Source organism: Hydrogenophaga sp. YM1, assembly GCF_016903055.1.
GTDB classification, from domain to species: domain Bacteria; phylum Pseudomonadota; class Gammaproteobacteria; order Burkholderiales; family Burkholderiaceae_C; genus Hydrogenophaga; species Hydrogenophaga borbori.
Genome location: NZ_CP070223.1, coordinates 2,812,814 through 2,839,682, shown reverse-complemented (window position 1 = coordinate 2,839,682; position 26,869 = coordinate 2,812,814). Strand labels below are relative to the sequence as shown.

Here is a 26,869-nt window from a genome sequence, read left to right as displayed (position 1 = left end):
GCTAGGGCGCCGCCGCATCCGCCACAAGCAGGGCTGGCGAGCATTGCGCGATCATCGCGCGCTTTGTGCGATCATCGCGCACTTCCTGGAGCGCCCCGCCATGCCCGACCCGACCATCGCCAAGGCCGACTTCATCGAGGGCATGGCCAAGGGCCTGGCCGTGCTCGAGAGTTTCGACACCGAGCGCCAGCGCCTGAACGCCACGCAGGCGGCCGAGCGCGCCGGCCTCACGCGCGCGGCCGCGCGGCGGCACCTGCTCACCCTGGCCCACCTGGGCTACCTGGACACCGACGGCAGCCACTACTGGCTCTCGCCCAAGGTGCTGCGCTTCTCCGGCAGTTACCTGTCCTCGGCGCGCCTGCCGCGCCTGGTGCAGCCCACGCTGAACCGCCTGGCATCGGCCACGCGCGAGTCGTTCTCCGCGGTGGTGCTGGACGGCGACGAGGTGGTGATCGTCGCGCGCAGCGCCGCCCCGGGCGCGCCGCGCCTCATGCCCTACGGCCTGCACCTGGGCTCGCGCATGCCGGCGCACGCCACCTCCACCGGGCGGGTGCTGCTGGCGGCACTGCCGCGCGCGGCCTTCACGTCCTGGCTCAAGGGCCGGTCGCTGCCGCGCCTGACGCCGCGCACCACGGACGAGCCCAAGGCCTTCCGCGCGGTGATCGACACCGTGCGCCGCGACGACTTCGCGATCGCGAGCGAGGAGCACGAACTCGGCGTGATCGCGCTCGCCGTGCCGCTGCGCAACATGAAGGGCGAGACCCTGGCCGCGCTCAACGTGGTGGTGTCGCCGGGCCGCATGGACGCGGCCGGCCTGCGGCGCGAGCTGCTGCCGGTGCTGATGGACGCCGCGCGCGAGCTGCGGCCGCTGCTCTAGGCGGTGGGTTCAGACCCCCAGGTGCTGCTCCAGCAGCCCCGGCTGCGCCAGCAGCGCCTCGGTGCTGCCTTCGAACACCACCTCGCCCTTGACCAGGATGAGGTTGCGGTCGGTGATCTGGGTCACGTGTTTCCAGTTCTTGTCGACGATGACGCTGCTGATGCCGCTTTCGCGGATCAGGCCGCAGATGCGCCAGATCTCGCGCGCGATCAGCGGCGCCAGGCCTTCGGTGGCCTCGTCGAGGATGAGCAGGTCCGGGTTGGTCATCAGCGCGCGGCCGATGGTGAGCATCTGCTGCTCGCCGCCGCTGAGCTGCTGGCCGCCGTGGCCCAGGCGCTCGGCCAGGCGCGGGAAAGTGTCGAGCACGCGTTCGTAGGTCCATTCGCGCTGGCCCCGGGTGCCAGGACGCGCGGCCATCACCAGGTTTTCTTTCACGCTCAGGTTGCCGAAGATGCCGCGCCCTTCGGGCACGTAGGCGATGCCTTCGCGCGCCACAGCGTAGGGCGTGGCGCCGGTCATGTGCCGGCCCTTCACCTGCACGGTGCCGCCGCTGGGCTTGACGATGCCCATCAGCGACTTGAGCAGCGTGGTCTTGCCCATGCCGTTGCGGCCCATCAGGCCGATGGTCTGGCCCGCACCCACGTGGAAATCCACGCCGCGCAGGATATGGCTCTGCCCATAGTGGGTGTGCAGGCCCTTGGCTTCGATCAGCGCCGTCATCAGTGTTCCTCGCCCAGGTAGGCGGCCTGCACGCCGGCGTCGTTGCGGATCTGCTCGGGCGTGCCGCTGGCGATCACCTGGCCGTTGACCATGACGGTGAGCACCTCGGCCAGGGCAAACACGGCGTCCATGTCGTGTTCCACCAGCATGATGGCGTGCTCGCCTTTGAGGCGCTGCAGCAGCGCCACCATGGACTCGGCCTCGGCCGCGCCCATGCCGGCCAGGGGCTCGTCGAGCAGCAGCACGGTGGGTTCGGTGGCCAGGGTCATGGCGATCTCCAGCTGGCGCTGCTCGCCGTGGCTGATGGCCGCCGCGACGTTGCTCGCGCGTGCGGTGAGGCCTGCGAGTTCCAGCGCGCGCTCGCAGCGCTGGTTCACGTTCGTCAGCCGGCTGGCCGCGCTGAACCAGTGCAGCGGGTTGAAGGCGGCGTGCCGTTCGCGCGACTGCGCGGCCAGGCGCACGTTGTCCCACACCGTGAAGGGCAGGAAGATGTTGGTCTTCTGGTAGCTGCGGCCCAGGCCCTGGCGGGCGATGCGTTCCGGCGATCGGCCGGTGATGTTCTCGCCGTTGAGCCGGATCTGCCCGCTGGTGGGCGGCAGGTCGCCCGAGAGCAGGTTGGTCAGCGTGGACTTGCCCGCGCCGTTGGGCCCGATGACCGCGTGGATGCGGCCGCGGTGCAGATCGACCGACACATCGTTCACCGCGGCCAGGCCGCCGAAGCGCTTGGTGAGGTTCTTCGCGGAGAGCAGCGGATCGCTCATGCCTTCTCCCCGCGCTTGGTGAAGCGCTCGACCAGGCCCAGCAGGCCGCGCGGCGCCACGATCACCACCAGCACGATGAAGCCGCCCATGAGCAGCTGCCAGTGCTTGGTCAGGTCCTTGAAGACGTGCATGACGTACTCGAAGGCGAAGGCGCCGACGATGGCGCCCGCGAAGTTGCCCATGCCGCCCAGGATGACCATCATGATCGCGTGCGCGCTCATGTGGAAACCCATGAGCTCGGGATTCACGAAGCCGGTCTGCGCGGCCCACAGGTAGCCCGCCACGCCGGCCAGCGCGCCGGCCAGCGTGAAGGCCGTGAGCTTGTAGCCGAAGGTTCCGTAGCCCACGGCGCGCATGCGGTGCTCGTTCACGCGGATGCCCGCCAGCACGCGGCCGAAAGGCGAGAACAGCAAGCGGCGCAGCGCGAAGTACAGCGCCAGCAGCACCACCAGCGTGAAGTAGTAGAAGACCAGCTTGTTGTCGAGATCGATGCCGAGGGCGGTGGCGTCGGGACGGAAGGTGACGTAGATGCCGTCCGAGCCGCCCAGGGCCTTGTTGTCGAAGAACAGGAAATAGACCATCTGCGCGAAGGCCATGGTCACCATGATGAAGTAGATGCCGTGGGTGCGCACCACGAAGAAGCCGATGACCAGCGCGGCCAGGCCGGCGGCGGCGGCGGCCAGCGGCAGCGACCACCACAGCGCGATCGGCGCGTCCTGCGGCGTGACGAAGGCCAGCGCGTAGCCGGCCAGGCCGAAGAAGGCCGCATGGCCGAGCGAGACCAGGCCAGTCACGCCCTGAAGCAGGTCCAAGCTCATCGCGAAGATGGCCAGGATCATCATCTGCGAGAGCATGCCGAGGTAGAAGTCGCCGCCCTCCACGGGCAGCAGCGGGAAGGCCGCCAGCGCGATCGCGCCCAGGGCGAGCACGAACTGGATGCTGCGCGGCAGCTTTTCGAGTTGGGCCTTGGCGGTGCTCATTGCTTGAAAAGCCCTTCGGGTTTGTAGAGCAGCACGAGGGCCATGAGCATGTAGACGGCCATGCCGGCGATCTGCGGCACCAGCACCTTGCCGAAGGTGTCGACCAGGCCCACCAGCAGCGCGGCCACGAGCGCGCCGCGCACCGAGCCGATGCCGCCGATGACCACCACCACGAAGCACATGATGAGCACCGAACTGCCCATGCCCGGGTACACGCTGGCGATGGGCGAGGCGATCATGCCGGCGATGGCGGCCAGGCCCACGCCCAGCGCGAACACCACGCCATGGATGAGCCGGATGTTCACGCCCAGCGACTCGGCCATCTCGCGGTTGAAGGCGCCGGCGCGGATCTTCATGCCCAGGCGGGTCTTGCTGATGAGCAGGTAGAGCCCCACGGCGAGCAGCAGGCAAACGCCCGACATCACCAGACGGTAGACCGGGTAGGAGAGGGTGTCGGTCAAGGGGATGGACCAGTTCAGCACCTCGGGCACCTGCACGGCATGCACGTCGTCGCCCCAGAAGATGGAGCGCATCTCTTCGAAGATGTAGATCAGGCCGAAGGTGAGCAGCACCTGGTCGAGGTGGTCGCGCTGGTAGAAGTGGCGAAACAGCAGCCACTCCAGCAGCCAGCCGAAGATGACCGCCAGCACCGTGCCCAGCACGATGGCCAGCGTGAGGCTGCCCAGCTGCGAGCTGAGGTACCACGCGAGGTAGGCACCGATCATGTAGAAGCTGCCGTGCGCGAGGTTGACCACGCCCATGATGCCGAAGATCAGCGTGAGGCCGGCGGCCAGCATGAACAGCAGCAGCCCGTACTGGACGCTGTTGAGGAGCTGGATGAGGAAGTTGGCGAAGTCCATGGGGTGCAGACGTCAAACCGGCGCCGCTAGGGCGCCGGCTTGCAGGAGGGAGGACGCAAGCTTCAGGCCATGCGGCAGCCGGTGGCCGGATCGGCCACGGCCTTGGCGGCGATGCCGATCACCTTGTTCTCGCCGTTTTCCACGCGGCGCAGGTACATGTCCTGGATGGGGTTGTGCGCGGGGCTCATCTTCCACTTGCCGCGCGGGCTGTCGATCTCGGCGCCGCGCATGGCCGCGTAGAGGGCCTGCTTGTTGTTCAGGTCGCCCTTGACGGCGTTCGCGCCCTTGACCATGAGCAGGCCGGTGTCGTAACCCTGCACGGCGTAGACGTCGGGCTGCAGCTTGAAGGCCTTGGCGTAGTCGAGGCGGAATTTCTTGTTGCGCGGCGTGTCCAGCGAGTCGCTGTAGTGCATGGTGGTGAGCACGCCGTTGGCGGCGTCACCGGCGGCGTCGAGCACGCCTTCGGTGAGGAAGCCCGAGCCCCAGAGCTGGATGTTCTTGCTCAGGCCGGCCGCATGGTAGTCGCGCAGGAACTTGGCCGCGCCGCCGCCGGCGAAGAAGCAGGCCACGGCGTCGGGCTTGATGGCGGCGATCTCGGTCAGCAGGGCCTGGAACTCCACGTTGGGGAAGGGCAGGCTCAGCTTCTTGACGATCTGGCCGCCCGCCTCGGTGTAGCTCTTTTCGAAGCCTTCGAAGGCCTCGTCCCCGGCGGCGTAGGCCCAGGAGATCCACACGGCCTTCTTGTGGCCCTTCTCCATCATGGGCTTGCCCAGGGCCAGCGTGGGCTGGCTGTTGGTGAAGGACGTGCGGAACACGTTGGGCGCGCACTGCGCGCGCGTGGCGATGTGCACGCCGGCGTTGGGGATGAGGTTGAGCACGCCGGACTCGCGCGCCACCTTGTGGATGCCCATCTGCACGCCCGAGTGCACGGTGCCGATCAGCACGTCGACCTTGTCGCGCTGCACCAGACGGGTGGCGTTCTCGATGCCCTTGGCGGGATTGGACTCGTCGTCGACCTTGAAGAATTCGATCTCGCGCCCGCCGAGCTTGCCGCCCTGTTCGTTGACGGCCATGCGGAAGCCGTTCTCGATGGCCACGCCGAGCTGCGCGAAGGTGCCGGTGTAGGGCAGCATGAAGCCCACGCGCACCTTGTCGGACTGGGCGCGCGCGATCTGCGGCAGCAGCAGGCCGGTGGACGCGGCGCCAATGACGGCGGCACTGCGGGTCAGAACGAGGCGGCGGGTGGTCATCTGGGGTCTCCTGGGGTTGTGGTCGGACTGCGGCTCACTGTAGGTGGGGGCCTGGGGCTTGGCGATCCAGAATTACCCTAGCCGCTTGAAGCCTGAATGATTGAATTCCAAACAGTTTTGTTCTTCAGGACACCTCGCTGGGCGCCAGGGCCAGCGCCAGCCAGTCGCGGCACCAGGCTGCGCCGGCCGCCTCGGGGGCGGTCTCGGTCGAGGCATCGAGGGTGCAGAGCTCGCCCACGCGCACCGCGCCCAGGTCGCGCAGGCGCTCATCGAACTGGCGCCCGCCGTTGGCGAACGTCATGGGGTATTGCGCGCTGTCGCCCAGGGCGATGACGCCGAAACGCACGTGGCCCAGGTAGCGCGGCTGCGCGTCGAGCGAGGCGCAGAAGGCCTGGGCGTTGTCGGGTACATCACCCGAGCCATAAGTGGATGTGCATATGACGTAAAGTGCATCCTGATCGAAGACACTGGGGTCCAGGCCGTCCATCATCCGCACCTCGATGGCGCCGATCAGATGCGCGCACTCCATCTCGATCGCCCGAGCGACGGAGGTGGCCGTGTCGGTCATGGTGCCCACGAGGATGAGCAGCTTGGCGGGGGGCATCGAGGGCATAACACGCACTTTAGTGCATGTTCTGATGGGGAAGCATCGGGTTAACCCGTAGCGGGGACGGGTGGGCGTGCCGTTTGCCTAAGGCGGGGATCGCGAACAGCGCGAGCGACAACCCCAGGAGAACCGCATGGCCAAATCCCCACCCACCCGGTCCACGGCCAAGGGCCCGCCCGGCCAGACCTCCGCCGCGGACGCGATCCTGCGCCGCAAGGCGCAGCAGACCGACGACCTGGCCAAGGCCGTGCCGTGGAACGACAACAAATCGCTGGAGCACGGCTTTTCCCAGGGCCTGGCGCCCGCGAAAGGCGTCACGGCCCAGCCCCGGAGTCCGCTGCCGACCGGCAGCACCGTGTCCGAGGCGAACACCTCGGAGAAAACCGGCGACCCGGTGGCCGAGGGTCTCAATGCGGTGCATGGGCGGCTCGACCGCGTGCGCGCGGACGCCGCCGGCCAGGCCCTCACCACGAACCAGGGCGTGGCCATCGCGGACAACCAGAACTCGCTGAAGGCCGGCCTGCGCGGGCCGGTGCTGCTGGAAGACTTCATCCTGCGCGACAAGCTCACGCACTTCGACCACGAGCGCATTCCCGAGCGCATCGTGCACGCGCGCGGCTCCGCGGCCCACGGCTACTTCGAGTGCTACGAGCCGCTCACCGAACTCACCCGCGCGGCGCCGTTCCAGGCGGCGGGCCAGGTCACGCCGGTGTTCGTGCGCTTTTCCACCGTGGCGGGCGAACGCGGCTCCAAAGACACCGCGCGCGACGTGCGCGGCTTCGCGGTGAAGTTCTACACCGACGAGGGCAACTGGGACCTGGTGGGCAACAACATGCCGGTCTTCTTCATCCAGGACGCGATGAAGTTTCCCGACCTCGTGCACGCGGTCAAGCCCGAGCCGCACCACGCCATGCCGCAAGCCGCCAGTGCGCACGACACCTTCTGGGACTTCGTCTCGCTGATGCCGGAGTCCACCCACATGCTGATGTGGCTCATGTCGGACCGCGCCATTCCGCGCAGCTACGCCACCATGCAGGGCTTTGGCGTGCACACCTACCGGCTCGTGAACGCGGCGGGTGAGTCGGTGTTCGTGAAGTTCCATTGGTTGCCCAAGGCGGGCACGCATTCGCTGGTGTGGGACGAGGCGGTGAAGATCTCGGGTGCCGACCCCGACTACCACCGCCGCGACCTGTGGGAGCGCATCGAGGCCGGTGCCTACCCGACGTACGAACTGGCCCTGCAGGTGTTCACCGAGGAGCAGGCCGAGCGCTTCAGCTTCGATGTGCTCGACGCGACGAAGATCGTGCCCGAGGAGCTGGTGCCGCTGCGGCCCGTGGGGCGCATGGTGCTCAACCGCAACCCCGACAACTTCTTCGCCGAAACCGAGCAGGTGGCTTTCTGCACCGCGAACGTGGTGCCGGGCATCGACTTCTCCAACGACCCGCTGCTGGCCGGGCGCATCCATTCGTACGTGGACACGCAGATCAGCCGCCTGGGCGGGCCCAACTTTCACGAGATCCCGATCAATGCGCCCATTGCGCCGGTGCACAACAACCAGCGCGACGGCATGCACCGCCAGACCATTCACCGCGGCCGCGTGTCCTACGAGCCCAACTCGCTTGGCGGCGGCTGCCCCTTTCAGGCCGGCGCAGCGCAGGGCTTCGTCTCCGTGCCCGCGCGCCTGCAGGCCAAGGAAGAGCAGGGCAAGGTGCGGGCCAAGCCGGAAAAGTTTGCCGACCACCACACGCAGGCCACGCTGTTCTACGACAGCCAGACGCCGGTGGAGCAGGCACACATCGCGGCGGCCTTCCGTTTCGAGCTGAGCAAGGTCACCGTGCCGGCCATTCGCGCGCGCATGGTCGCCTCGCTGCGCAACGCATCCGAGGCGCTGGCGCAGGCGGTGGCCGATGGCCTGGGGATGGACGAACTGCCCCCGCCGTTGCCGCGCGCCCTGGCGACGCCGGCCAAGCCCGAAGTGAGGCAATCGCCCGCGCTCTCGCTGATGGCCCGTCCGGGCGACGGCCGCATCGCTGGACGGCGCATTGCCGTGATCGTGGCCCAGGGGGTGCAGGGGGCGGCGGCCGAGCGGCTGCAGGCGGCGCTCGCGGCGCAGGGTGCGGTGGTGGAGTTCGTGGCCCCGCGCGTGGGCCGCGTGCGGGGGGCCGATGGGGTGGACCTGGAGGCCACGGCCTCGCTGGAGAACAAGCCGGGCGTCCTGTTCGACGCGCTCGCCTGGCCGCACGGCGAGGAGGGTGTGGCCACGCTGGCGCGGGATGGCCACACGATGGAGGCCCTCAAGGATGGCTACCGCCACGCCAAGGCGCTGCTGCTGGTGGGCGCCGCGCAGACGCTGCTGGACATGGCGGGCGTGCCCACCACCACCGCCACGGGCGATCCGGACCCTGGCCTGGTGCTGGCGGATGGCGAGGAGGGCGTGGACGCTTTCGTCGCCGCCATCGCGCGGCACCGCCACCCCGAGCGCGAGACGGACCCGCCGCAGGTGTGAGCCTCAGTGCTTGGCCAGCAGCTCGGAGGCCCGATAGCCCGGCGCCACCCCCTGCACCAGCACCGTGGCGCCGTCCGCGTTTTGCGTGCGCAGCGGCAGGATGGCCTGATAGGCATCGGACTGGTACCAGGCGCGCGCGTGGTCCATCGAGGGAAATTCGATGACCACGAGGTGTCCGGGGAAGGGTCCCTCCATGACCACCGGGTTGTCGCCATGCACCAGGAAGCGGCCGCCGTGCGCGTCCAGCGTGTCGGTGATCTCCTGGATGTAGGTGACGATGTCGGGGCCCCACTCGACGTGGCGCAGGTGAGCGATGGCGTAGGCAGTCATGGCGGATCTCCGGGCGGACGGTGGGTGGGCCTCGGGACCTCCCCTTGGCCTGCCTTCATCTTCCCCCGGGGTGTCCCGGCTGGCGATGACCCGTGAGGTCATGCCCGCGGTCCGGGTCTGGTCAGACCGTCTCGCGGACCGCCTCACCCAGCGGCAGACAGGCCAGCAGCCCGGCCGGTGTGCGGACCTGCAAGGCCAGGAAGTCGCCGAACTGCACGAGGCGCGCGATCGGCGCCGGCGCAGGCGCTGCGGCCTCGCGCGCCCCGGCATGGGCGAAGGGGGCTGACGCGGCCATCGCCCGGGGACTCGACACCTGCAACACGGCGACCAGCCCCGCTGGATCGCGCTGCGCCAGTGCCCACTGGCACAGGGCCAGCAGGCAGTCGGTGTCCTCGTCCGAGGGCCGCGCCGGCGCCGCCGGCCGGCGCAAGCGCTGCAACAGGCGGTGCAGTTGCTGGCGCGAGGCCGCCTCGCTGCGCCCGGTCAGGCGCCCCAGCTCGGCGTGGCTGAAGTCGAATACCTCGACCAGCAGGACGGCCGCGGCCTCGGCTGCCGGCAAGGTGTGGACCACATGCCGCAAGGCCTGCTCGACCCGTTGCGCCTGTTCGGCCAGTGCCTGTGGCGCTTCGCTCTCGACGGCTGTCGCGCCGTGGTCACCCGCTCGTTCCAGCAGGGCGTGGTATCGCTGACGCCGCCGCCAGGCGTCGATGCACAGGTGGCGCAACACGGTGACCAGCCAGGCCTCCCGACCACTGGCATCGGGTGGTAGGCCGCCCTGCGCCGTGCGCAGCCAGGTGTCCTGCACCAGGTCTTCGGCCTCATCGCCGTGCGCCAGCCAGTGCCGCGCCAGCGCGACCAGGCGGTGGCGCAGCGCTTCATCGTCGATCAGGGGGTGGGAGTCGGCCGGAGGTGTCACGAAAAAACCCGCTCGTTCGTTTACCGGATGAAGCTAACACATAGGAGCGATTCCCATGCTTTACCCGGACACCGACACGCCCACCCGCCCCGCCAACGCCCAGGACAGCGCCTTCTTGGAGGAGAAGGCCTTTCGCGCCCGCACCGTGCTGGTGTTCGGAACAATCACCGACGCGCTGGCCGCGGAGACGGTGCGCAAGCTGCTGGCCCTGGACGCCGAGGCGCGCGCGCCGATCACCATGATCGTCTCCTCGCCGGGCGGCCACCTCGAATCGGGCGACGCCATCCACGACGTGGTGCGTTTCGTGGCCTCGCCGGTCCACATGGTCGGCACAGGCTGGGTGGGCAGCGCCGCCACCCACCTCTATCTGGGCGCGGCCCGCGAGCGCCGTGTCTGCCTGCCCCAGACGCGCTTCCTGATCCACCAGCCCAGCGGCGGTGCGGGCGGTGCCGCCAGCGACATGGCGATCCAGGCCCAGGAAATCCTCAAGGCCCGCGAGCGCATCGCCGAGGTCATTGCGCTCGAAACCGGCCAGCCGCTCGAGCGGGTGCGCCAGGACATCGAGCGCGACCGCTGGATGCCGGCGCAGGAGGCCGTCGCCTATGGCCTGGCCTCGCGCGTGATTCGGCGGCGCGAGGAATTGGGGCTCTGAGCTTGGAACCGAAGTCCTGGCCTGCCCGGAGGGACTCGAACCCCCGACCTGCTGCTTAGAAGGCAGCTGCTCTATCCAGTTGAGCTACGGGCAGTGCGGTGCGGGTGCCGCTGGAAAAAAGGCCCACGGGGGTGGGCCTTCGTTCTCGGTGTGAAATGGTCGGAGCGGCGGGATTCGAACTCGCGACCCTCTGCTCCCAAAGCAGATGCGCTACCAGGCTGCGCTACGCTCCGACAAGGCGCGGATTCTACCCTCAGGCCGCATGGTGCCCGGCCCGGCCTTTCGGCCTCGGGTGGCGTTCAGCGTTTCTCGTACTGCGTCTTCCCGAACAGGATGTCGCGCGACTTGTCGTCGGTGAGCGGCTTGCGCGCGTCGGCCAGCACGGCCACGCCGCGCTGCACCGCCGGGCGCGCGGCGATGCGGTCGAACCAGTCCTTCAGGCGCGGGTAGTCGGCCCAGTCGATGCCCTGGTTCTGCCAGCTGCGCAGCCAGGGAAAGATGGCGATGTCGGCGATGGTGTATTGCTTGCCCGCGATCCAGGGCTGGCCTTTGAGCTGGCGGTCCATCACGCCGTACAGGCGCTTGGCCTCGTTGGTGTAGCGGTTGACGGCGTAGTCGATCTTCTCGGGTGCGTAGAGGCGGAAGTGGTGCGCTTGGCCCAGCATGGGGCCCACGCCGCCCATCTGGAACATCAGCCACTCCAGCACCTGGAAGCGCTCGCGGTCGCCTTTGGGCAGGAAACGGCCGAACTTGCTCGCCAGGTAGACCAGGATGGCGCCCGATTCGAACAGGCTGATGGGCTGCCCCCCCGGGCCGTTGGGGTCGATGATGGCCGGGATCTTGTTGTTCGGGCTGATGGCCAGGAAGTCGGGCTTGAACTGGTCGCCCGCGCCGATGTTGACCGCGTGCACCTGCCAGTCCCGGCCCAGTCGCTGGCCGCACTCCTCCAGCATGATGTGAACCTTGTGCCCGTTGGGCGTGGGCCAGGAGTGGACGTCGATCATCAGCTTCCTCGTGTGATGGGCATCTCGACCTCACCGGGCACGGCCATGTGCTTGGCGAGTTCGAGCTTGGCGATGGATTGGCGGTGCACCTCGTCGGGCCCGTCGGCCAGGCGCAGGGTGCGCTGGTTGGCGTAACTGTAGGCCAAGGGAAAGTCCCCACTGACGCCACCGCCTCCATGGGCCTGGATCGCCATGTCGATCACCTCGCAGGCCATGTTGGGCGCCACCACCTTGATCATGGCGATCTCGGCCTTGGCGACCTTGTTGCCCACGGTGTCCATCATGTAGGCGGCCTTGAGCGTGAGCAGGCGCGCCATCTCGATGCGGCAGCGCGCGTCGGCGATGCGCTCGTGCCAGACCGACTGCGCCGACACCGGCTTGCCGAAGGCCACGCGGCTGTTGAGGCGCTGGCACATGAGCTCCAGCGCCCGCTCGGCGGCGCCGATGGAGCGCATGCAATGGTGGATGCGGCCCGGGCCCAGGCGGCCTTGCGCGATTTCGAAGCCGCGGCCCTCGCCGAGCAGGATGTTGCCGGCCGGCACGCGCACGTTCTTGAGCACCACCTCCATGTGGCCGTGCGGCGCGTCGTCGTAGCCGAACACCGAGAGCGGGCGCACCACGGTGATGCCGGGCGCGTTCGAGGGCACCACGATCATGCTCTGCTGCGAGTGGCGCGGCGCGTCCGGGCTGGTCTTGCCCATCACGATGTAGACCGCGCAACGCGGGTCGCCCGCGCCCGAGGACCACCACTTGCGGCCGTTGATGACGTAGTGGTCGCCGTCTCGCTCGATGCGGCACTGGATGTTGGTGGCGTCGCTGGAGGCGACCTCGGGCTCGGTCATGAGGAAGGCCGAGCGGAACTCGCCCTTGAGCAGCGGCTCCAGCCACTGGTCCTTCAGGGCCTCGGAGGCATAGCGCTCCAGCGTCTCCATGTTGCCGGTGTCGGGCGCCGAGCAGTTGAAGACCTCGGGCGCCCAGGGCACCCGGCCCATGATCTCGCACAGCGGCGCGTACTCCAGGTTGGACAGGCCCTCGGGCGCACGCGGGCTGCGCGGCAGGAAGAGGTTCCACAGCCCGGCCTGGCGCGCCTTGGGCTTGAGCTCCTCGATGATCTTGGTGGGTACCCAGGCGTTGCCCTTGGCGCGGTTGGCTTCGATCTCCTGGAAGAAGCGCGCCTCGTTGGGGTAGATGTGCTCGTCCATGAAGGCGAGCAGCCGTTCGCGCAGGCCCTTGACCTTGTCGCTGTAGTCGAATTCCATGGTTTCTCCTGTTGTATGGGGCGGGGCGGCTCAGCCGCCGTTGGCGAAGCGCCAGGCCATCTCGGCCATGGGACGTGCGCCCGCGGCCGACTTCACGGCCTGTGCGCTGGACGCGGTGCCGGCCTCGACGCGCTTGGCGATGCCTTGCAGGATCGCGGCGAGGCGGAACATGTTGTAGGCGAGGTAGAAGGCCCAGTCGGCCCGCAGTTGCTCGGGCGTGGCGAAGCCGGTGCGCTCGCAGTAGCGGGCGATGTAGTCCTGCTCGCTGGGGATGCCCAGCGCCGGCAGGTCCAGGCCCTGGATGCCGCGGAACAGGCCCGGCGGGATGTGCCACGACATGCAGTGGTAGCTGAAGTCGGCCAGCGGGTGGCCGAGCGTGGACAGCTCCCAGTCGAGCACCGCGAGGATGCGCGGCTCGCTCGGGTGGAACATCAGGTTGTCGAGCCGGTAGTCGCCGTGCACCACCGAGACCAGGGTCTCGTCGCGCGCCATCGCGGGGATGTTCTTCGGCAGCCAGTCGATCAGGCGGTCCATCTCGGGGATGGGCTGGGTGATGGAGGCCTGGTACTGCTTGCTCCAGCGGCCGATCTGGCGCTCGAAGTAGTTGCCGGGCTTGCCGTAGTCGGCCAGGCCGATGGCCGCGGGCTTCACCGAATGCAGCGCCGCCAGCACGCGGTTCATCTCGTCGTAGATGGCGCCGCGCTCCGCGTTGCCGAGGCCGGGCAGGGACTGGTCCCAGAGCACGCGGCCGTCCACGCACTCCATCACGTAGAAGGCGCGGCCGATCACCGATTCGTCCTCGCACAGCGCGTGCATGCGCGCCACCGGCACACCGGTGCCGGCCAGCGCGCTCATGACGCGGAACTCACGTTCGATGGCGTGCGCCGAGGGCAGCAGCTTGGCCACCGGGCCGGGCTTGGCGCGCATCACGTACGCGCGCGTGGGCGTGACCAGCTTGTAGGTGGGGTTGGACTGGCCGCCCTTGAACATCTCCACCGTGAGCGGGCCCGCGAAACCCTCCAGCCGCGGGGCCAGCCAGCGCTCCAGCGCGGTGGCGTCGAAGGCGTGTTGCTCGGACACCGGCCGCGTGCCGGTGAAGTTCTGTGCGTCGTTCATGCGGCGGTGGTCGGCTGGTGGGGAAGGTTCAGCTGTCGGCTTCGGCGATGCGCATCAGCGCGGCCCGGTTGCGGATCACGAGGCCTCCCTGCTCGATGCGGATGGCGTCCTCGCGCTCCATGGACTTGAGTTCCTGGTTCACGCGCTGGCGCGAGGCACCCAGCAGTTGTGCCAGCTCCTCCTGCGCCAGTTGCAGACCGATGCGCGTCTCGTTGCCGTCGTTCAGGCACGGCACGCCATAGCTGCGCACCAGGTGCAGCAACTGCTTGGCCAGTCGCGCGCGCAAGGGCAGGGTGTTGAGGTCCTCCACCAGCCCGAACAGGGTGCGGATGCGCCGCGCCTGCAGGCGCATCAGCGCCTCGTACAGCTCCACGTGCGAGGACAGGATCTTCTGGAAATCGTTGCGGGCCACGCACAGCAGCGTGGTCGCGCCATGCGCGTAGGCGTCGTGCGTGCGCTGGTCGCCGTCGAACATCGCCACGTCGCCGAACCACACACCCGGCTCCACGTAGGTCAGCGTGATCTGCTTGCCCGACAGCGAGGTCGAACTCACGCGCACCGCCCCCTTGGCCACCGCCGTCCATTCGGACGGCGGCTCGCCGCGCGCGACGATCAGGTCGGCGTCCTTGAATCGCTTGACGTAGGCGCATCGAAGGATGTCGTGACGCAGGGAAGGTGAGAGGGTGTTGAACCAGCGACCGCTGTTGATCGCCTCGCGTTCTTCCATTGTCAGAATCGGCTCGTCCATGGTCTGTCGTTTGAGTGACTGGAGGGGGCTGGCCTGTCGCGCCGGGGACCGGCCCGCCGAGCCGGTGCGGCCGGGTGCGGGTCAGCGGTACTGGGCGGTCCGCTTCTCCAGGAAGGCCGCGATGCCTTCGCCGCCGTTGGGGTGGTGCAGGTTGCGCACGAAGTGCTCACGTTCGGCCGCCAGGTGCGTGTGCAGCGGATTCGTGTCCGCCTCGTTGACGAGCTCCTTGATGCTGGCCAGCGCGTTCGGCGCGCGCCCGTTCAGCCTCTCGGCCAGCGCCAGGGCTTCGCCCAGCGCGGCGCCGGTGTCGGTGAGGGTGTTGAGCACGCCGAGCTGCTGCAGCCGCTCGGGTGTGATGCGCTCGCCGGCCATCAGCAATTGCATCACCGTGGCGCGCGGCAGGGCGCGCGCCAGCGCCCAGCTGCCGCCGCCGTCGGGCGAGATGGCGACGTTGCTGTACGCCATGACGAAGACTGCGTCGCGCGCGGCGACGATGAAATCGCAGGCCAGCGTGAGCGAGAAGCCCGCGCCCGCGCAGGCGCCCTCGACGGCCGCGATCACCGGCTTGGGGAAGGCGCGGATGGTCTCGATCCAGTTGTGCAGGCCTGAGATGGTCTCGGCCTGCACCTCGGGCGGCTGCTGCCGGTTGCCCTGCAGGCGCTGCAGGTTGCCGCCGGCGCAGAAGTGGCGGCCTTCGCCCACGATGACCACGCTGCGCACGTCGGCGCTGCTCTCGGCCACGTTGAGCGCTTCCACCCCGGCCGCGTACATCTCGGGACCGAGCGCGTTGCGGTGCTCGGGGTTGCTGATGGTGAGCACCATGGTGGCGCCCACGCTGTGGCTCTTGAGGCTGGCGGTCATGCGAGGTCTCCCGCCGGGTCGCTCCCAAGGGAGGCCTGCGCCCCCTCGGGGAGCCGCGACGATACGAAGTGCGGAGCGTGCGGGTTCATGTGTTCAGATCTCTTCGTGCGTGAGGCTCAGGCCCAGTGCGCCGCGGCGGCGCAGCCAGGGCGAGGGGCGGTAGCGCGGGTCGCCGTACACCGTCTGCAGGTTGAAGAGGATCTCGAGCACGTTGGTGGGGCCGATGCGGTCGCCCATGGCCAGCGGGCCCATGGGGTAGCCCAGGCCCAGGGTGACGGCCACGTCCAGGTCGGCCGGCGAACAGATGCCTTGCTGGCACATGTCGGCCGCGATGTTGACGATGGTGGCCACCACGCGCTGTGTGACGAAGCCGCCGCTGTCGCGCACCACGCTCACGGCCTTGCCGTCGCGGGCGAACAGGGCGTGGGCGGCGTCGCGCATGTCGGGGCGGGTGGCGGGGTTGGTGGCGAGCACGCGGCGCTTGGTGGCGCCGTCCTCCAGCATCATGTCGATGCCCAGGGTGCGCGTGGCGTCCAGGCGCTCCACGGCGGCCAGGGTGGTCACGTCCATGCCCAGCGGCGCCACCAGGATCAGGGCCTGTTCGCTGGGCGCGGCGCCGGTTTCGATGCGGGCGTCCAGGTTCTTGAGCAGCTGGTACAGCTCCTGGCGGCGCGCGGCCTTGGGCGAGACCCACACCGGCGGCAGCGTGTTCACGGCGGGCACGGGCGGCTCGGGCGGCACTTGCGCCGCGCCGTCCACGTAGCGGTAGAAGCCGTCGCCCACCTTCTTGCCCACCACGCCGCCGGCCAGGCGCTGCGCGGTGATCACGCTCGGGCGGTAGCGCGGCTCCTCGTAGTACTGGTGGTAGATGGACTCCATCACCGGGTGCGACACGTCCAGGGCGGTGAGGTCCATCAGCTCGAAGGGCCCGAGGCGGAAACCCATCTGGTCCTTCAGGATGCGGTCCATGGTGGCGAAGTCGGTGACCCGCTCGCCCGCCACGCGCAGGGCCTCGGTGCCGTAGCCGCGGCCCGCGTGGTTGACGATGAAGCCCGGCGTGTCCTGCGCGCTCACGGGCGTGTGGCCGTAGGCGCGAGTGAAGCCGGCCAGGCGCTCGCAGACGGCCGGGTCGGTCTTGAGGCCGGCGATGACCTCCACCACCTTCATGAGCGGTACCGGATTGAAAAAGTGGTAACCCGCGAAGCGCGCCGGGTGCTTGAGCGCGGCGCCGATGGCGGTGACCGACAGCGAGGAGGTGTTGCTGACCAGCACCGCGTCGGCGGCCACGACGTCCTCCAGTTGCTTGAAGACGGACTGCTTGACGTCCAGCCGCTCCACGATGGCCTCGATCACGAGGTCGCAAGCCGCCAGGTCCTGCAGGGACTCGGCCACCCGCAGGCGCTGCACGCAGGCGTCGCGCGTGGGGGCGTCGAGCTTGCCTTTGCCGTGCAGGGTGTCCCAGGTCTTGGTCAGGGCGTCGCGCGCGCCGGCGGCGGCGCCGGCCTGGCCGTCGAACAGCCAGACCTCGGCGCCGGCCTGAGCGGCCATCTGGGCGATGCCCCGGCCCATGGCACCGGTGCCCACGACCGCTGCACGTTTAAAAAAGGATTGCATATGTGTGTTGTATTTCGGTTGATAGCCAGTTTGCCTATGACAAAATGTTTCAACCTTCTGGAGGGAAATCCGACGTGCGCCAGATCTGGACAGCCTGCATTTTGCTATCAACCGCCGTGAGCAGCCCGGCGGTCACGCTCGGGCGCCACAGTGGGGCGGCGCTGATCGGCCAGCCGCTCGATGTGCAGTTCCAGGTGATGCTGGCCCCCGGCGAAGACATCGCCACCCAGTGTCTCCAGGCCGACGTCTTCTACGGCGACGTCCAGGTCACACCGAATCTCGTCACCGTCACCCCGCGCGCCGCGCCCGGCGAACTCACGGGCATCGCCCGCGTCGTCGCCAGCCTGCCAGTCAACGAGCCCATCGTCACCCTGTCGGTGCGCGCCGGCTGCGGCCTGCCGTTCACCCGCCGCTACGTGCTGCTCGCCGATCTGGTGAGCGAGCCGGCGGTGGCGGCGGCTCCCGCGCCCCGCGCCGTCGACGCGCTGCCCGTGCCCGCCGCCCCCATGCCGGCACCGGCCCCGGCGCCCCAGGTGGCGGCGGCGCCCGCGCGGGCCGCCACGCCCGAGCGGGCCCCCGCGCCCTTGGTGCGGGAGCGCCCGCGCGCGCCGATCAAGCCGTCCAAGGTGCCCGTGGCGCCGCGCCCGAAGCCGGCGGCGGCGCCCGCGCCGGCCGCTTCCGCCGCGGCGGCGCCAGCCCCCACGCCCGCACCCAGCGCCAAGGACGGCGCCGCCAAGGCGCCGGCCGGTGCGCCGCGCCTGCGGCTCGACCCGCCCGACCTGAGCGCGGGAACCTCGCCCAACGCCGCGCCCGAGGCGGCGGCCGCGGCGCCCGCCGAACCCAGCCCGCTGGAAGCCGCGCTGGCGGCGGCCAACGAGGAGTCGCGCCGCAACGCCGAGCGCCTGGCCGCGCTGGAGGCGGACATGGCCCGCTTCCGCGAGTCGCAGCAGCGCGACCAGGCGCGCGTGGCCGAACTGAGCGCGCAGCTCGCGCAGGCCCAGGAGCAGCGCTACGCCAACTGGCTCGTCTTCCTGCTCGGTGGTTTGCTGCTGGTGTCCCTGGCGGCGCTGGTCGCCCTGGTGCGCCGTCAGCGGCAGGACACCCCCATCGCCTCCGACGCGTCGCGCGCCTGGTGGACCGACGGTCCGGACGAGGGGGGCGAGGCCCAGCCGCGCGCCTCGCGCCATGCGCCGTTGCAGCCCAGCGCACCGGTGCCCCTGGATGCGGTGGACGTTGACCTGGACGTGGATTCGACGCCCGCGCCCCTGCAGGCGGCGCCGCGCCGCACACCGGGCTTTGGCGCCACGGTGCCGCCCCAGGACCGGCGCGATTTCGCGCCCAGCGCGATGAACGTCTCGCGCTCCGTGGCCGCCGAGGAACTGTTCGACGTGCAGCAGCAAGCCGACTTCTTCGTCTCGCTCGGCGAGGACGATCAGGCCATCGCCGTGCTGCGCAACCACCTGGCCGAGAGCCACGAGCCCAGCCCGCTGGCCTACCTCGACCTGTTCCGCCTGTACCACCGCCTGGGCCGCCGCGACGAATACGGGGCGCTGCGCGAAGAGTTCAACCGCGTGTTCAACGCCGGCGCGCCGCCCTTCGACCGTTACGCCGACAAAGGCCGCGGCCTGGACGCCTACGAGTCGGCCTTTGGGCGCATCCAGGCCCTGTGGCCGCAGCCGCGCGTGCTGGACCTCATCGAGCGCAGCCTGTTCCGCGACGCGGAGGAAGGCGACACGGAGGTGTTCGACCTGGAGGCCTACCGCGAACTGCTGATGCTGCACGCGATCGCCAAGGACATCGTTCAGCGCGAATCGCAGACGCTGCCGCCGCAGGAGTTCCGCAACACCTCCATGCAGCCGCTCAAGGCGGTGTCGCGCAACGCGCCGCTGACGGTCACGGGCGACGACCCGCAGCGCCGCACCGTGCCGATGGACCTGCACGTGATCCCGCCCGCCTCGGCCCGCCAGGGGCTGGACGTGAACCTGGAAGACATGGAGGCCGAGTCGCAGTTCGAGGCCTCGCTGCCCGAGGTGGACGTGCCGGTGGAACCCACTGCGGGGCGCGGTGGTGCGCTGCGCAGCGGCGAGAGCAGCCTGATCGACTTCGAGATCGTGGACAACGATCCCCGCCTCAACGAGGCGCGCGCCCCGCGCGACGAGGGCGACGGCGAGGGCGGAGGGCGCCGTTCCTGAGCGGGGGCATTCCCTCTCCAAGCCAGCCGGGTCACTTGACCCGGCTTTTTTTATCAGCGGCGCACCTGCAGCGCCCCGGGGTTGACGATGTTCGTCGGCGTGCCCCGGATGAAATTCACCACGTTGTCGAAAGCGGCGCTGAAGTACATCTCGTAGCTGTCCTGCTCCACGTAGCCGATGTGCGGGGTGCAGATGCAGTTCTCCAGCCGGAGCAGCGCGTGGCCCTGCAGGATGGGCTCCGACTCGAACACGTCCACGGCCGCCATGCCGGGGCGACCCCGGTTGAGCGCGGTGATCAAGGCGTCGGGTTCGATGAGTTCCGCGCGCGAGGTGTTCACCAGCAGCGAGGTGGGTTTCATGCGCAGCAGGTCGTCGAGCTTGACGCAGCCCAAGCTGCGTTCGCCCAGCCGCAGGTGCAGGCTGAGCACGTCGCAGCATTCGAAGAAGCCTTCCTTGGACGTGGCCACGTCGTAGCCGTCGCTCACGGCGCGGGCACGGGCCTCCTCGGAGCCCCACACCACCACGCGCATGCCGAAGGCGCGGCCGTAGCCGGCCACCAGTTGGCCGATGCGACCGTAGCTCCACACGCCCAGGGTTTTGTCGCGCAACACCATGCCCACGCCGAAGTTGGGCGGCATGGCGGAGGACTTGAGCCCCGACTGCTGCCAGGCGCCGTGCTTGAGGTTGGCGACGTACTGCGGGATGCGGCGCATGGCCGCGAGCACCAGCGCCCAGGTGAGTTCGGCCGTGGAGACGGGCGAGCCGACGCCCTCGGCCACCGCGATGCCGCGCTCGGTGCAGGCGCCGACGTCGACGTGGCTGCCCACACGCCCCGTCTGGGCGATGAGCTTGAGGCGGGGCAGCTTGTCGACGAGCTGACGGGTGATGGGCGTGCGTTCGCGGATCAGCACGAGCACGTCGGCGTCGCGCAGGCGGATGGACAGCTGGCCGACACCCTTGACGGTGTTGGTGAAGACCTTGGCGGGGTAGGGCTCGAGCTTCTCGGCGCAATGCAGCTTGCGCACGGCGTCCTGGTAGTCGTCGAGGATCACGATGTTCATGCCGCCTATTGTGCCCGGCCCCCTCGTGGCGGCCGGGCAGCGGCGCGCTCAGGCCACCCGGCGTTGCAGCGTGGCGGGCGCGGCGCCGTCGAGCGCCGCGAGGCGGTCCAGCTCGCGGCAGACCTCGTCGATGCGGCCCGCGAGCGCGACGCGGCCGTCGTGGGCGTGCGAGGTATTGGCCGCCGAGCGGCCCAGCCAGCCCGCGCGCGCGAAGCGGCGCACGGCGGGGGTGGTGGGCGGCGTGGCCTTGGGGGTATCGCGCGCGTGCGGCTCGGGCAACCAGCAGTCGATCAGTTGCAGGGGCTTGCGCCAGCTGTTCGATGCAAAGGAGTGGAAGAACAGTCCCATGTGAAACACCTCGTCAAGGGGTTGAACACAGGCAGGATTGATCTGGAATGCCGTCGCTGCGGGGTTGCGTGAGCGGCCGGTGGCCGATTCAGGCAACGCCCGCCACCCGCAGTGGCGGCGCCGACCCCTGGGGTCAGTTCTGGAAGTTGTTGCGGATCAGGCCCACGGCCAGGCCCTCGATTTCGAAGGGCTCACCGGGCTCGACCATGATGGTGGGGTAGTCGGGGTTTTCGGCGTGCAGTTCGATGTGGTCGCGCAGGCGCATGTAGCGCTTGACGGTGACGTCGTCGCCCAGGCGGGCCACCACGATCTGGCCGTTGCGCGCCTCGCGCGTGGAGGCCACGGCGAGCAGGTCGCCGTCCAGGATGCCGGCGTCGCGCATGGACATGCCGCGCACGCGCAGCAGGTAGTCGGGGGTGCGCTGGAACAGGCTGGGCTCGACGCTGTAGGTCTGGTCGACGTGCTCCTGCGCGAGGATGGGCGAGCCCGCCGCGACGCGGCCGATGAGGGGCAGCACCAGCTGCGCCAGACCGGGCAGCGGCAGGGAGAGCTGGCTGTCGCGGGCCGCATGGATACTCTGCAGGTCGGCCCGGCGCAAGCGGATGCCGCGTGAGGTGCCGCTGACCAGTTCGATGACGCCCTTGCGCGCCAGGGCCTGCAGATGCTCTTCGGCCGCGTTGGCCGACTTGAAGCCCAGTTCGGCCGCGATTTCGGCGCGCGTGGGCGGTGCCCCGGTGCGCGCGATGGCGGTCTGGATCAGCGCCAGGATCTGCTGTTGGCGGGCGGTGAGCTTGGGAGCGGCTTGGGTGTCGAGCATGGAACCTCGCATCAAGGGCTGGTGGGCCGGAGTTGGATACTGTTTGGGTATCCAGTATCTGTATTTTTAACCAGTTATTGGGAGAAGGCAAGTGGGTGAAGGCACAAAGGCCACGCGGATCGTCGTGCTGGGCATGGGCGGGACCATCGCCGGCCGGGCCGAGCGTGCGGGCGACAACGTGGGCTACGACGCGGGGGCGGTGCCGGTCGAGGACCTCGCGGCCGGCCTGCCCGCGCTGCGCGGGCGGGACCTGGCCTTCGAGCAGGTGGCGCAGATCAACAGCAAGGACATGCGCCTGGCCGATCTGCAGCGGCTGGTGGAGCGCGCGGGCCGGCACCTGGCCGACCCCGCCGTGCAAGGGCTGGTGGTCACGCACGGCACCGACACCATCGAGGAGACCGCCTACCTGCTGCAGACGCTGCTGGCGCCGGCCAAGCCCCTGGTGCTGACCTGCGCCATGCGCCCGGCCACGGCGGTGTCGCCCGACGGCCCGCAGAACCTCAGCGATGCCGTGGCCGTGGCCACCGAACCGGGCGCACGCGGCGTGCTGGTGGTGTGCGCGGGGCGCGTGCACGGCCCCCTTGAAGTGGCCAAGCAGCACCCATACCGCACCGACCCTTTCGATTCCGGCGACGCCGGCGTGATTGCGCTGGTGGAGGAGGGGCGTGTGCGGCGCTTTCGCGATTGGCCCGCGGCGGCGCGCCACGCGGCGCGGCTGCAGGCCTTCCTGCGCGCGCCGGCCATGCCGCGCGTGGCCTGGCTGAGCAGCCACGCCGACGCGGCGGCCTGGCCGGTGCGCGCGCTGCTGGCCGCGCCGCCCGCGGCGCGGGTGCAGGGCATCGTGGTGTCGGGCACGGGCAATGCGTCGCTGCACGCCGAACTCGAGGCCGCGCTGCGCGAGGCCGAGGCGGCCGGCGTGCGCGTGGCCATCGCCAACCGCAACGGCGCGCCGCCGGTGCCGTACCCCCAGCAGCCCTTCGCCGACATCGACGGCCTGTCGCCGCCCAAGGCGCGCTGGGCGCTGGCGCTCGAGCTGCTGGACGCCTGAGGCTGGACGCCTTCGCCGCGCTGGGCGCCCATCCCTGGACCTACCCCATGCTGGAGGGGGCGCATATCGCGGGGTGTCGCCGGGCTGCTGGGCAAGCGGTTGCAGGAGGTGCGTGTGGGGGGCAGGGCGCGGCGCGGCCGGCGCGGCTCACCGCGTGGCCAGCATGGCGCTCACGGTCAGCGCCATGGCGACCGTGGCGATCCAGCCGAGCACGCGCAGGCGCGGGCCGATGACGTGCGGGCCCATCGTCGAGGGTCGTGCGGCCAACAGCATCATCACGACCATGATGGGCACGGCGATCACGCCGTTGATCACCGCCGACCAGAACAGCTCCCGCACGGGGTCCATCGGCGTGAAGCACAGCAGCACGCCGCCCACCGTGGCGGTGGCGATCACGCCGTAGAAGCCGCGGCCTTCTCCCTTGTCCAGGCGCGCGCTCAGGCTGCCCGACCAGCCCGCCGCCTCGGCCACGGCGTAGCCGGCGGAGCCCGCGAGCACCGGCACCGCCAGCAGGCCGGTGCCGATGATCCCCAGGCTGAACAGCATGAAGGTGAATGGCCCGGCCACGGGACGCAAGGCCTCGGCCGCCTGGGCCGAGGTCTGGATGTTGGTGACGCCCGCGGCATGCAGCGTGGCCGCCGTGCTCAGGATGATGAAGAAGGCGATCAGGTTGGAGAACGCCATGCCGATGCTGGTGTCGATCTTGATGCGCCGCAGGTGGCGGCGCACGTCCTGTCGGGTCTGGGGCGGCTTGCCGTTGGCGTCTTCCATTTCCTGCGCCGCCTGCCAGCCAGCGCACGTAGGTCTGGTAGGGCAGGAAGACCTGGAGCACCAGGCAGAGCAGGCCGAAGGTCACCGCGTAGACGTGGGCCGATCCGCCCACCAGCAGGCGCAGCGCCTCCGCCATGGCCGCGATGTCCGCGGCCAGGTTGAGCGTGTTGGCCAGCAGCAGCAGGCCGACCACGGCCAGCAGCACCCAGCGCGGGAAACCCGCCCGGATGTTGGCGGCCAGGCCCCGCCGGGTGACGTGTCCGATGCGCGCGCTGACGATCTGGATCGCGATCATGAGCGGCAGGGTGAAGACCACCGTCCACAGCATGGAGAAGCCGAACTGCGCGCCGGCTTGGGAGTAGGTGGCGATGCCACTGGGATCGTCGTCGGCGGCACCGGTGATCAGGCCGGGCCCGAGCTTGCGCAGACCGCGCCGAAGGCCGAATGGACGGATCGCTTTCATGGGGCTCCCGGCCCGTTGGGCCCCGAGGCGGCCGGGGCGAGGCGCGGATCGTGGCCCGGCGGTCCGCCGCGCGTCAATGGCCCTGGCCGTTTACCGGTGGGAACCATTCGGTGAACCGTTGGAGCAAGTGGTGCGAGTGGTGCGAGGGGCCACCCCGGCGTCACCCCCGCCGGGTCCATGGCCGCCATGGGGGCGGCCGCGCCGCCAAAAGCACAATGCCCCGCGGGTGCGGGGCATTGTGCTGGGTGCCTCTCGGGCGGGGACGCTCAGGAACCGAGCGCCTGCAGGGCGCGCGCGGTGATCTCGTCCACGCTGCCCAGGCCGCTGATGGCGCGGTACTTGGGCGCGGCCGCCGGTTCGGCCTTGGCCCACTGGCTGTAGTAGTCCACCAGCGGACGCGTCTGCGCGCTGTAGACCTCCAGGCGCTTCTTGACGGTGTCTTCCTTGTCGTCGTCGCGCTGGATCAGCGGCTCGCCGGTCACGTCGTCCTTGCCGTCCACCTTGGGCGGGTTGAACTTGACGTGGTAGGTGCGGCCCGACGCGGGGTGCGAGCGGCGCCCGCTCATGCGCTCGATGATGGCGTCGAAGGGCACGTCGATCTCGAGCACGTAGTCGAGCTTGACGCCCGCCGCCTTCATGGCATCGGCCTGCGGAATCGTGCGCGGAAAACCGTCGAAGAGAAAGCCGTTGGCGCAGTCGGGCTGGGCGATGCGCTCCTTGACGAGATTGATGATGAGGTCGTCGCTCACCAGGGCGCCCGCTTCCATCACGGCCTTGGCCTGCAGGCCCAGTGGCGTGCCGGCCTTGACGGCGGCGCGCAGCATGTCGCCGGTGGAGATTTGCGGAATGCGGTACTTCTCGCAGATGAACGCGGCCTGCGTCCCTTTGCCCGCCCCCGGTGGGCCCAACAGAATCAATCTCATCGCTTTCCTTTTGTCAGAGTTTCAACGGCGTCGCCGCTGCCCCCTCGCGCGGCGGCCCCAGGGCGTGCCGCCGGGGAACCGACGGAGGATAGCACGCGCCCCTTGACAAGCGCCTTGCGGCGCACCAGGCCGGTGCGGGGCTCAGGCCGCGCCGATCAGGGCGCGCACGCGGGCCAGGTCTTGCGGGGTGTCGACGCCGGGACCCGGCGCGTGCGCCGTGAGGTGCACCGCGATGCGCTCGCCGTGCCACAGCGCGCGCAGCTGCTCGAGCGACTCCAGCCGCTCCGTGGGCGCCACGGGCAGGGTGGGGAAGCGCCGCAGGAAAGCGGCCCGGTAGGCGTAGATGCCGACGTGGCGCAGCGGCGCGGGCGAAGGCAGCTCGTCGCCGGCCATGCCGTCGCGCCACCAGGGAATGGGCGCGCGGCTGAAGTACTGGGCGGTGCCGCGCGCGTCGGTCACCACCTTCACCACGTTGGGGTCCAGCCAATCGGCGCGCCGCTCGATGGCGTGCGCGGCCGTGCTCATGGCGCAGTCGGTGCGCGCCTGCAATTCGGCGGCCACGGCATCGATCAGCGCGGGCTCGATCAGGGGTTCGTCGCCCTGCACGTTGACCACCACCTCGTCGTCGCCCAGGCCCAGCGCCACGCAGGCCTCGGCGAGGCGGTCGCTGCCGCTCGGGTGGTCGGCGCGCGTGGCCAGCGCGGCGACGCCGTGCTGCGCGCAGGCGGCCAGGATGCGCGGGTCGTCGGCCGCCACCACGCAGCGCGTGGCGCCGCTCAGGGCCGCGCGGCGCGCCACGCGCACCACCATGGGCAGCCCGCCGATGTCGGCGAGGGGTTTGTCCGGCAGGCGGCTGGACGCCAGGCGCGCCGGGATGAGCACGGTGAAGCCCTGGGCCACGCTCAGTCCTGCGGGGTGGCGGGCTTGGGCGGGCGGGCGGCCTCTTCTTCGCTCAGGGGCCGCGCCTCGTGCTCCAGCAGGATGGGGATCCCGTCGCGGATCGGGTAGGCCAGCCGGGCGCTGCGCGAGAGCAGTTCCTGGCGCTCGCGGTCGAGCAGGAGCGGGCCCTTTGTGACCGGGCAGACCAGCAGTTCGAGGAGTTTGGAATCCATCCGGCGATGATAGGCGCGCCGGGGGGCGCTCAGGTCGGCGGCGGGCCGAGCCGCTTGTCTACGGCCGCGAAGAAGGCCGGGTCGATGTCGAGCACCAGTGGCACGGCCCAGAGGTCGGGGCGTGCGCTGGCGGACAGCTTCACCAGGTCTTTCTCGGTGCACAGCACCGGGCCCGGCGCGCCGTGCAGGGCCTGCGCGAGGCTGGCGGCGCCGGCGTGGTCAGCCAGCGCGAGGGTGGCGGCCAGCCGCAGGCCGCGCGCGCGCAGCATGTCGAAGAAGGCCTCGGGCCGCGCGATCCCGGCCACGGCGGTGAGCGCCTGGCCCCGCAGGGACTCCAGCGCCAGCGTGTCGCCGCGGGCGTTCACGGCGCGCGGCGCGAGCGAGCGCCGCGCGCCAAAGGCCGGCAGGCCGCCGGGCAGGGGCGCAGGGGGCGGGCCACCGTCGCGCGCCTGCTGCAGCACCACCTGCGGCGCGCGCGGGGCATCGGTGGACGGCCAAGGCTCGCGCAGCAGGCCGGCGGGCAGCAGCCAGCCGTTGCCCAGTCCGCGGTCGTCGAACACCGCCACGCGCAGGTCGCTGCCCAGGGCCCAGTGCTGCAGGCCGTCGTCGCAGACGATCAGATTGACCTCGGGGTGGGCGCGCAGCAGGGCCTGCGCGGCGTCGCCGCGCGCGCGGCCGACCCACACCGGCGCGCCGGTCGCGCGGCGGATCAGCAAGGGTTCGTCGCCGCTGAGCGCGGGGTCGGCGTCGGCGGGCACGGCCTGGGCCGCTGCGCCCGCGCGGCCGTGCCCGCGCGAGACCACGCCCGGTCGCCAGCCAAGCCGCTGCAGGTGCCCGACCAGGGCGATCGTGGTGGGGGTTTTGCCGGCGCCGCCGACGACCACGTTGCCGACCACGAGCACCGGTACGGCCAGGCGCGTGGGCTGGCGGCGCCCCGACCGGTAGGCCCATCGGCGCCAAGCCAGCAGCGCGCCATAGAGCCAGGCCAGCGGCAGCAGCGCGCGCGCGGCCAGGCCTCGGCGCAGGCTCAGCGCGCGCCAGCAGGCCTCGAGGCGGGCCCGGACCGTCATGGG

Annotated in this window: 26 protein-coding genes, 2 tRNA genes and 1 pseudogene; 5 read left to right on the top strand and 24 right to left on the bottom strand. The window is 70.3% G+C overall.

The window, feature by feature from the left end; all coding sequences use genetic code 11:
• Positions 1-100: 100 nt before the first annotated feature.
• A complete protein-coding gene (locus JNX00_RS13320) occupies positions 101-877 on the top strand; it encodes an IclR family transcriptional regulator C-terminal domain-containing protein (protein ID WP_070400095.1) in 777 nt (258 codons plus the stop codon).
• 9 nt (positions 878-886) lie between these two features.
• Here the strand turns inward: JNX00_RS13320 and JNX00_RS13315 are convergent, their stop codons facing one another.
• From JNX00_RS13315 to JNX00_RS13290, 6 genes are all read right to left on the bottom strand, one after another.
• Positions 887-1,600, bottom strand: a complete 714-nt coding sequence (locus tag JNX00_RS13315) for an ABC transporter ATP-binding protein (RefSeq protein ID WP_070400126.1) — start codon at positions 1,598-1,600, stop codon at positions 887-889.
• Positions 1,597-2,358, bottom strand: coding sequence for an ABC transporter ATP-binding protein (locus tag JNX00_RS13310; RefSeq protein ID WP_070400096.1), 762 nt, complete (start codon positions 2,356-2,358; stop codon positions 1,597-1,599). Before JNX00_RS13310 ends, JNX00_RS13315 begins: the two co-directional genes overlap by 4 nt.
• Positions 2,355-3,338, bottom strand: a complete 984-nt coding sequence (locus tag JNX00_RS13305; RefSeq protein ID WP_070400097.1) for a branched-chain amino acid ABC transporter permease — start codon at positions 3,336-3,338, stop codon at positions 2,355-2,357. Before JNX00_RS13305 ends, JNX00_RS13310 begins: the two co-directional genes overlap by 4 nt.
• On the bottom strand, positions 3,335-4,198 hold the full coding sequence (locus JNX00_RS13300; RefSeq protein ID WP_204742573.1) for a branched-chain amino acid ABC transporter permease: 864 nt from the start codon (positions 4,196-4,198) through the stop codon (positions 3,335-3,337). Before JNX00_RS13300 ends, JNX00_RS13305 begins: the two co-directional genes overlap by 4 nt.
• 62 nt (positions 4,199-4,260) lie before the next feature.
• Positions 4,261-5,448 carry an ABC transporter substrate-binding protein gene (locus tag JNX00_RS13295; RefSeq protein ID WP_070400099.1) on the bottom strand — a complete coding sequence of 396 codons (1,188 nt, stop codon included), beginning with the start codon at positions 5,446-5,448 and terminating at the stop codon, positions 4,261-4,263.
• Between the two features lie 124 nt (positions 5,449-5,572).
• A complete protein-coding gene (locus tag JNX00_RS13290) occupies positions 5,573-6,061 on the bottom strand; it encodes a flavodoxin domain-containing protein (RefSeq protein WP_239478141.1) in 489 nt (162 codons plus the stop codon).
• Positions 6,062-6,188: 127 nt separating this feature from the next.
• Between JNX00_RS13290 and JNX00_RS13285 the strand changes: the two genes are divergently transcribed.
• Entirely contained in the window at positions 6,189-8,561 is a 2,373-nt protein-coding gene (locus JNX00_RS13285; RefSeq protein WP_204742572.1) for a catalase, read from the top strand.
• Positions 8,562-8,564: 3 nt separating this feature from the next.
• Here the strand turns inward: JNX00_RS13285 and JNX00_RS13280 are convergent, their stop codons facing one another.
• On the bottom strand, positions 8,565-8,891 hold the full coding sequence (locus tag JNX00_RS13280) for a DUF1330 domain-containing protein (RefSeq protein ID WP_070400102.1): 327 nt from the start codon (positions 8,889-8,891) through the stop codon (positions 8,565-8,567).
• A 121-nt stretch (positions 8,892-9,012) separates the two neighbouring features.
• Positions 9,013-9,807, bottom strand: coding sequence for an RNA polymerase sigma factor (locus JNX00_RS13275; RefSeq protein ID WP_204742571.1), 795 nt, complete (start codon positions 9,805-9,807; stop codon positions 9,013-9,015).
• Positions 9,808-9,862: 55 nt separating this feature from the next.
• Between JNX00_RS13275 and JNX00_RS13270 the strand changes: the two genes are divergently transcribed.
• Complete coding sequence (locus JNX00_RS13270) at positions 9,863-10,459, top strand: ATP-dependent Clp protease proteolytic subunit (protein WP_204742570.1); 597 nt, start codon at positions 9,863-9,865, stop codon at positions 10,457-10,459.
• 17 nt (positions 10,460-10,476) lie between these two features.
• Here JNX00_RS13270 and JNX00_RS13265 read toward each other — a convergent pair.
• From JNX00_RS13265 to JNX00_RS13230, 8 genes are all read right to left on the bottom strand, one after another.
• Positions 10,477-10,553, bottom strand: a tRNA-Arg gene (locus tag JNX00_RS13265).
• Between the two features lie 62 nt (positions 10,554-10,615).
• Positions 10,616-10,692 (bottom strand) — tRNA-Pro (locus JNX00_RS13260).
• A 66-nt stretch (positions 10,693-10,758) separates the two neighbouring features.
• Positions 10,759-11,463 (bottom strand): glutathione binding-like protein, encoded by a 705-nt coding sequence (locus JNX00_RS13255; RefSeq protein ID WP_204742569.1) that lies wholly within the window; start codon positions 11,461-11,463, stop codon positions 10,759-10,761.
• A complete protein-coding gene (locus tag JNX00_RS13250) occupies positions 11,463-12,722 on the bottom strand; it encodes an acyl-CoA dehydrogenase family protein (protein WP_070400106.1) in 1,260 nt (419 codons plus the stop codon). The genes JNX00_RS13255 and JNX00_RS13250 overlap by 1 nt, the downstream gene beginning before the upstream one ends.
• A 30-nt stretch (positions 12,723-12,752) precedes the next feature.
• Positions 12,753-13,838, bottom strand: coding sequence for a phosphotransferase family protein (locus JNX00_RS13245; protein ID WP_204742568.1), 1,086 nt, complete (start codon positions 13,836-13,838; stop codon positions 12,753-12,755).
• A gap of 28 nt (positions 13,839-13,866) precedes the next feature.
• The gene (locus JNX00_RS13240) at positions 13,867-14,586 is read right to left on the bottom strand and encodes a Crp/Fnr family transcriptional regulator (RefSeq protein ID WP_070400108.1); all 720 of its coding nucleotides are present in this window, start codon (positions 14,584-14,586) and stop codon (positions 13,867-13,869) included.
• An 81-nt stretch (positions 14,587-14,667) separates the two neighbouring features.
• Complete coding sequence (locus tag JNX00_RS13235) at positions 14,668-15,447, bottom strand: enoyl-CoA hydratase (protein WP_070400109.1); 780 nt, start codon at positions 15,445-15,447, stop codon at positions 14,668-14,670.
• 93 nt (positions 15,448-15,540) lie between these two features.
• Positions 15,541-17,061 (bottom strand): 3-hydroxyacyl-CoA dehydrogenase, encoded by a 1,521-nt coding sequence (locus tag JNX00_RS13230; RefSeq protein WP_204742567.1) that lies wholly within the window; start codon positions 17,059-17,061, stop codon positions 15,541-15,543.
• Between the two features lie 116 nt (positions 17,062-17,177).
• Here JNX00_RS13230 and JNX00_RS22495 point away from each other — a divergent pair, with 116 nt between their 5' ends.
• Positions 17,178-19,253 carry a hypothetical protein gene (locus JNX00_RS22495; protein WP_204742566.1) on the top strand — a complete coding sequence of 692 codons (2,076 nt, stop codon included), beginning with the start codon at positions 17,178-17,180 and terminating at the stop codon, positions 19,251-19,253.
• 53 nt (positions 19,254-19,306) lie between these two features.
• Here the strand turns inward: JNX00_RS22495 and JNX00_RS13220 are convergent, their stop codons facing one another.
• The 3 genes from JNX00_RS13220 to lexA form a co-directional block, all read right to left on the bottom strand.
• Positions 19,307-20,314, bottom strand: a complete 1,008-nt coding sequence (locus tag JNX00_RS13220) for a D-2-hydroxyacid dehydrogenase family protein (protein ID WP_070398271.1) — start codon at positions 20,312-20,314, stop codon at positions 19,307-19,309.
• A 48-nt stretch (positions 20,315-20,362) separates the two neighbouring features.
• On the bottom strand, positions 20,363-20,662 hold the full coding sequence (locus tag JNX00_RS13215) for a hypothetical protein (RefSeq protein WP_070398272.1): 300 nt from the start codon (positions 20,660-20,662) through the stop codon (positions 20,363-20,365).
• Positions 20,663-20,795: 133 nt separating this feature from the next.
• On the bottom strand, positions 20,796-21,479 hold the full coding sequence (gene lexA, locus JNX00_RS13210) for a transcriptional repressor LexA (protein WP_204742565.1): 684 nt from the start codon (positions 21,477-21,479) through the stop codon (positions 20,796-20,798).
• A 91-nt stretch (positions 21,480-21,570) separates the two neighbouring features.
• On the opposite strand from lexA, the gene JNX00_RS13205 reads away from it, so the two are divergent.
• A complete protein-coding gene (locus JNX00_RS13205) occupies positions 21,571-22,527 on the top strand; it encodes an asparaginase domain-containing protein (protein WP_239478140.1) in 957 nt (318 codons plus the stop codon).
• A 147-nt stretch (positions 22,528-22,674) separates the two neighbouring features.
• On the opposite strand, the pseudogene JNX00_RS13200 reads toward JNX00_RS13205, so the two are convergent.
• The 5 genes and pseudogenes from JNX00_RS13200 to lpxK form a co-directional block, all read right to left on the bottom strand.
• Positions 22,675-23,761: pseudogene (locus tag JNX00_RS13200) on the bottom strand (divalent metal cation transporter).
• A 266-nt stretch (positions 23,762-24,027) separates the two neighbouring features.
• Positions 24,028-24,684 carry an adenylate kinase gene (adk, locus tag JNX00_RS13195; protein ID WP_070398276.1) on the bottom strand — a complete coding sequence of 219 codons (657 nt, stop codon included), beginning with the start codon at positions 24,682-24,684 and terminating at the stop codon, positions 24,028-24,030.
• Positions 24,685-24,825: 141 nt separating this feature from the next.
• Positions 24,826-25,590 carry a 3-deoxy-manno-octulosonate cytidylyltransferase gene (gene kdsB / locus JNX00_RS13190; protein WP_070398277.1) on the bottom strand — a complete coding sequence of 255 codons (765 nt, stop codon included), beginning with the start codon at positions 25,588-25,590 and terminating at the stop codon, positions 24,826-24,828.
• Positions 25,587-25,796, bottom strand: a complete 210-nt coding sequence (locus tag JNX00_RS13185) for a Trm112 family protein (protein ID WP_070398278.1) — start codon at positions 25,794-25,796, stop codon at positions 25,587-25,589. Before JNX00_RS13185 ends, kdsB begins: the two co-directional genes overlap by 4 nt.
• 29 nt (positions 25,797-25,825) lie before the next feature.
• Positions 25,826-26,866, bottom strand: coding sequence for a tetraacyldisaccharide 4'-kinase (gene lpxK, locus JNX00_RS13180; protein ID WP_204742564.1), 1,041 nt, complete (start codon positions 26,864-26,866; stop codon positions 25,826-25,828).
• Between the last annotated feature and the right edge of the window lie 3 nt (positions 26,867-26,869).